5 protein-coding genes are annotated in these 3,774 nt (G+C 65.3%); all 5 read right to left on the bottom strand.

What is annotated here, in order from left to right; translation table 11 throughout:
- The coding region (gene miaB, locus VJ811_RS08505) for a tRNA (N6-isopentenyl adenosine(37)-C2)-methylthiotransferase MiaB (protein ID WP_324071838.1) at positions 1–1,281 on the bottom strand (1,281 nt) is incomplete at its 3' end.
- 7 nt (positions 1,282–1,288) lie between these two features.
- Entirely contained in the window at positions 1,289–2,077 is a 789-nt protein-coding gene (locus VJ811_RS08510; protein ID WP_324071839.1) for a lysophospholipid acyltransferase family protein, read from the bottom strand.
- Positions 2,046–2,471: a Fur family transcriptional regulator gene (locus tag VJ811_RS08515; RefSeq protein WP_056369183.1), complete on the bottom strand. Its 426-nt coding sequence runs from the start codon at positions 2,469–2,471 to the stop codon at positions 2,046–2,048. The genes VJ811_RS08510 and VJ811_RS08515 overlap by 32 nt, the downstream gene beginning before the upstream one ends.
- A gap of 149 nt (positions 2,472–2,620) precedes the next feature.
- On the bottom strand, positions 2,621–3,055 hold the full coding sequence (locus VJ811_RS08520; protein WP_324071840.1) for a MucR family transcriptional regulator: 435 nt from the start codon (positions 3,053–3,055) through the stop codon (positions 2,621–2,623).
- A 109-nt stretch (positions 3,056–3,164) separates the two neighbouring features.
- Positions 3,165–3,647, bottom strand: coding sequence for a GNAT family N-acetyltransferase (locus VJ811_RS08525; protein ID WP_324071842.1), 483 nt, complete (start codon positions 3,645–3,647; stop codon positions 3,165–3,167).
- Positions 3,648–3,774 lie beyond the last annotated feature (127 nt).

Here is a 3,774-nt window from a genome sequence, read left to right on the forward strand (position 1 = left end):
GACCATATCGCCGATCTTGAGCCCCGGCGCGATGACATGCACCGACTGGAGCCAGGGCGACTTGCCGATGAGCTGGCCGTCCAATTTGCCCTTGCGTTCGAGGAGCAGGCGCGTCGTGCGGCCGACGGTCGCTTCGTTAAATGCCTGCTGCTGTTCGTTGAGCAGCGCCTGCAAGCGCTGGAGGCGCTCGTTGAGCAGCGCTTCGTCGATCTGGCCATCCATCGTCGCGGCGGGGGTGCCGGGGCGGCGCGAATATTTGAAGCTGTACGCCATCGCATAATTGGTGGCTCGGACGATATCGAGCGTCGCCTCGAAATCGGCGTCACTCTCGCCGGGGAAGCCGACGATGAAGTCGCCTGAGATCGCGATATCGGGGCGCACGGCGCGCACGCGCTCGATGATTTTCAGATAGCTTTCGACCGAGTGGCTGCGGTTCATCGCGGCGAGAATGCGGTCGCTGCCCGCCTGCACCGGGAGGTGAAGGAAGGGCATGAGCTTGTCGATCTCGCCGTGCGCGGCGATCAGCCCCTCGGTCATGTCGTTGGGGTGGCTGGTGGTATAGCGGATGCGCTCGAGCCCGTCCTCGCGCGCGAGCTCGCGGATCAGCCCGTCGAGGCCGATCGCCCCGCCCCGGTCATCCTCGCCGTCCCATGCGTTGACGTTCTGGCCGAGCAAGGTGATCTCGCGCGCCCCACCAGCGACGAGCGCGCGCGCCTCGGCGATCAGGTCGGCGAAGGGCCGGCTGATCTCGGCGCCGCGGGTGTAGGGCACGACGCAATAGGTACAGAATTTGTCGCAACCTTCCTGCACGGTCAGAAAGGCGGTCGGGCGCTGGCCGCCGGCGCGTTTCGGCAGCGCGCCGAACTTGCTCTCCGCGGGCATGTCGAGATCGACCGCCTTCTCGCCGCGCGCGGCGCGCGCGATCAGGTCGGGCAGGCGGTGGTAGGCCTGCGGGCCGACGACGACGTCGACGGTCGGAGCGCGGCGCGCGATTTCGGCGCCCTCGGCCTGCGCAACGCAACCCGCGACCGCGATCGTCGGGCGGCTGCCGTCGGCGCGTTTCAGCCTGCCGATGTCCGAATAGACTTTTTCGGCCGCCTTTTCGCGGATGTGACAGGTGTTGAGCACGACGAGGTCGGCGTCGGCACCGTCGGCGGCGGCGACATAGCCCTCGGCGCCCAGCATCTCGGCCATGCGCTCGCCGTCATAGACGTTCATCTGGCAGCCGAAGGATTTGACGTGAAAAGTCTTCTGAGGATTTTGGGGAGAGTCGGATTTCATCGGCGCGCTATAGGCGATGCGGCGCGCTGGCGGAAGACCGTGCGATTTCCGCCGCAATCGCGGCGCGCGCCGCCTCGGCGAGCAGCTTGCGGTCGCTCTCGACGCTATCGGGCAGCGGGTCGAGATAGTGGATCGTTAGGTGGACCGGGCGCTTGCGCGCGAGCAGCCGCTTGAAATTGTCCAGCCCCGATTCGGGATCGAGCCACGCGATGTCGTTCGCCTCATGCCCATAATCGAGAAACACCGGCTGCACGCGCAGGTTCGGCGGCGTCGGGATCACCGCCTGGAACAGCGAGGCACGGAAGGGCAGCAGGCCATCGCCCGGCCCGGTCGTGCCTTCGGGGAAGAGCGTCACCGGGCGGCCGCGCGCGAGCGCGCCCCGCAGCTCGTTCGCCTGGTTGTGGATTTCGCGCCGCGCCTCGCGCTGGACATAGATAGTGTGGTTCTGGTCGGCGAGCCAGCCGACGAGCGGGGTCGTGCCGACCTCGGCCTTCGACACGAACGCCGACCGCGCGGCGCCGCCGAGCGCGAGAATGTCGAGCCAGCTGACATGGTTCGACACGAAGAGGACGCTCTGCCTGAGCCGCGTACCCGTCGTGCGGATGCGCAGCCCGGCGATCCAGCCGACGGCGTTGAGGAAAGCCATCACCATCGGCGACGGACGACGGGCGGCGCGGTAGAGGAGGTGCGGGACGATCAGGAACAGCAGCGTCAGCACCATCAAGGCGAGACGCGCGACCGTCCGCCAGGTGATCGAGGCGCGATCAGTCGCGCTTGCGATCGATGGCGACACCATAAAGCTCCATGCGATGGTCGACGAGGCGGAAGCCCAGCCGTTCGGCGATCACCTTCTGCAACGCCTCGAGCTCGGGATCGACGAATTCGATCACCTTGCCCGTTTCGACGTCGATCAGATGATCGTGATGCGCCTCGGGCGCGGCTTCGTAACGCGAGCGGCCGTCACCGAAATCGTGGCGATCGAGGATGCCCGCCTCTTCGAACAGGCGGACGGTGCGATAGACGGTGGCGATCGAAATGCCGCTGTCGACCTTTGACGCGCGCTCATACAGCGTCTCGACGTCGGGGTGATCCTCCGAATCCGAGATGACGCGCGCAATGATGCGGCGCTGTTCGGTGATGCGCAGCCCCTTTTCGTGGCACAGGGCTTCGAGATCGATATTGCCGGACATGCTTGCCTTTCCTGCAGATGCAGCCGTGTCTATGTTCGTTACAAACTGTATAGGCACGCCCCGCGGATAGGACAAGGGCGGCACCCCTGTGGCGCCGCCCTTCCCTGCTCCGGCTGGAGCGATTTATCTTAGGGTCAGAACCCTAAGTGTCAGGCCTTGGGCTTGCGCTTGCGCCCGCCGCCACGGCCCTTGGTGCCGAGGCCGATTTCCTTCGCCAACGCACGGCGCTTTTCGGCATAGTTCGGCGCGACCATCGGATAGTCGGCGGGCAGGCTCCATTTCGCGCGATAATCGTCGGGGGTCATGCCATAATGCGTCATCAGGTGGCGGCGCAGCATCTTGAGCTTTTTGCCGTCTTCGAGACAGACGATATAGTCGGGCTTGACCGAGGTGCGGATCGACACCGCCGGCACCAGCTTTTCCTCGACGACCGGTTCGGTCCCGAGACCCGACAGCGCCGCATGCACATTGTTTATCAAAATGGAGAGGTCCGAAATGGCGACGCTATTGTTGCTGACGTGCGCGGCGACGATGTCAGCAGTAAGCGTAACGAGCATTTCGTTGGTATCGGCTTGGTCGGACATGAGACTATTCCTTGATTCTTATTACCCAGAAGACATGCCGGCGAATATTGGATTTGTTCTTCCGCCGGTCAGAATACTGCCACTTTGGATGCAATTTCGCAATGACCGATCAGTCCGGTTTTTGCCCCTGTGCCGATCTGCGCATGGTAATTGCGTCGCGAACCACCCCGTCATTGCCGCGGTAATAGGCCGGCCGCCGGCCGCACTCTGCAAAACCTGCGCTCGCATAGAGATGAATCGCGTCATTATCGGCGCGCATTTCAAGGAAATAGTCTTCGGCACCCTGTTCGGCCGCCCATGCCCGCCAGTCGTCGATCAGTAATGCGCCGATCCCGCGGCCGCGAAACAGCGGGTCGACCGCGAGCAACAATAATTCGCTTTCGGGCCCGGCGATGCGCGCGGCGGAGAAGCCACACGCGTGATCGCCCTCCCACGCGAGACACACGCGCGCCGAGGGCAGCGCGAACAAGGTCAAAAGCTGCGCGCCGCTCCACGCTTCGCCATAGGCGGGCTCGAACGCGGCCTCCATCACGCGCATCACCGCGGCGAGATCGCCGACGCGGGCGGGGGCGAGGCGGATGGCACCGCTCATGCCGGCGCCATCGGCTTGGCGTCGGGCGCGCGGCCGTAAATCGGGCTGGGCCGATCGATCAGCAAGGCGGGCGGCAGCCGCAGGAAGGCGCGCGCGTCGGGCAGCGCCGCCAGCGCGCGCCCGGAAC

Origin of the sequence: Sphingopyxis sp. (assembly GCF_035250425.1) — a bacterium.
In the GTDB taxonomy this organism is placed as follows: Bacteria; Pseudomonadota; Alphaproteobacteria; order Sphingomonadales; family Sphingomonadaceae; genus Sphingopyxis.

Bases quoted from the DNA above. Each gene is read 5' to 3' on its own strand.
- VJ811_RS08525 (WP_324071842.1), bottom strand. From the start codon at position 3,647: ATGAGCGGTGCCATCCGCCTCGCCCCCGCCCGCGTCGGCGATCTCGCC.
- VJ811_RS08510 (WP_324071839.1), bottom strand. From the start codon at position 2,077: ATGGTGTCGCCATCGATCGCAAGCGCGACTGATCGCGCCTCGATCACC.
- VJ811_RS08520 (WP_324071840.1), bottom strand. From the start codon at position 3,055: ATGTCCGACCAAGCCGATACCAACGAAATGCTCGTTACGCTTACTGCT.
- VJ811_RS08515 (WP_056369183.1), bottom strand. From the start codon at position 2,471: ATGTCCGGCAATATCGATCTCGAAGCCCTGTGCCACGAAAAGGGGCTG.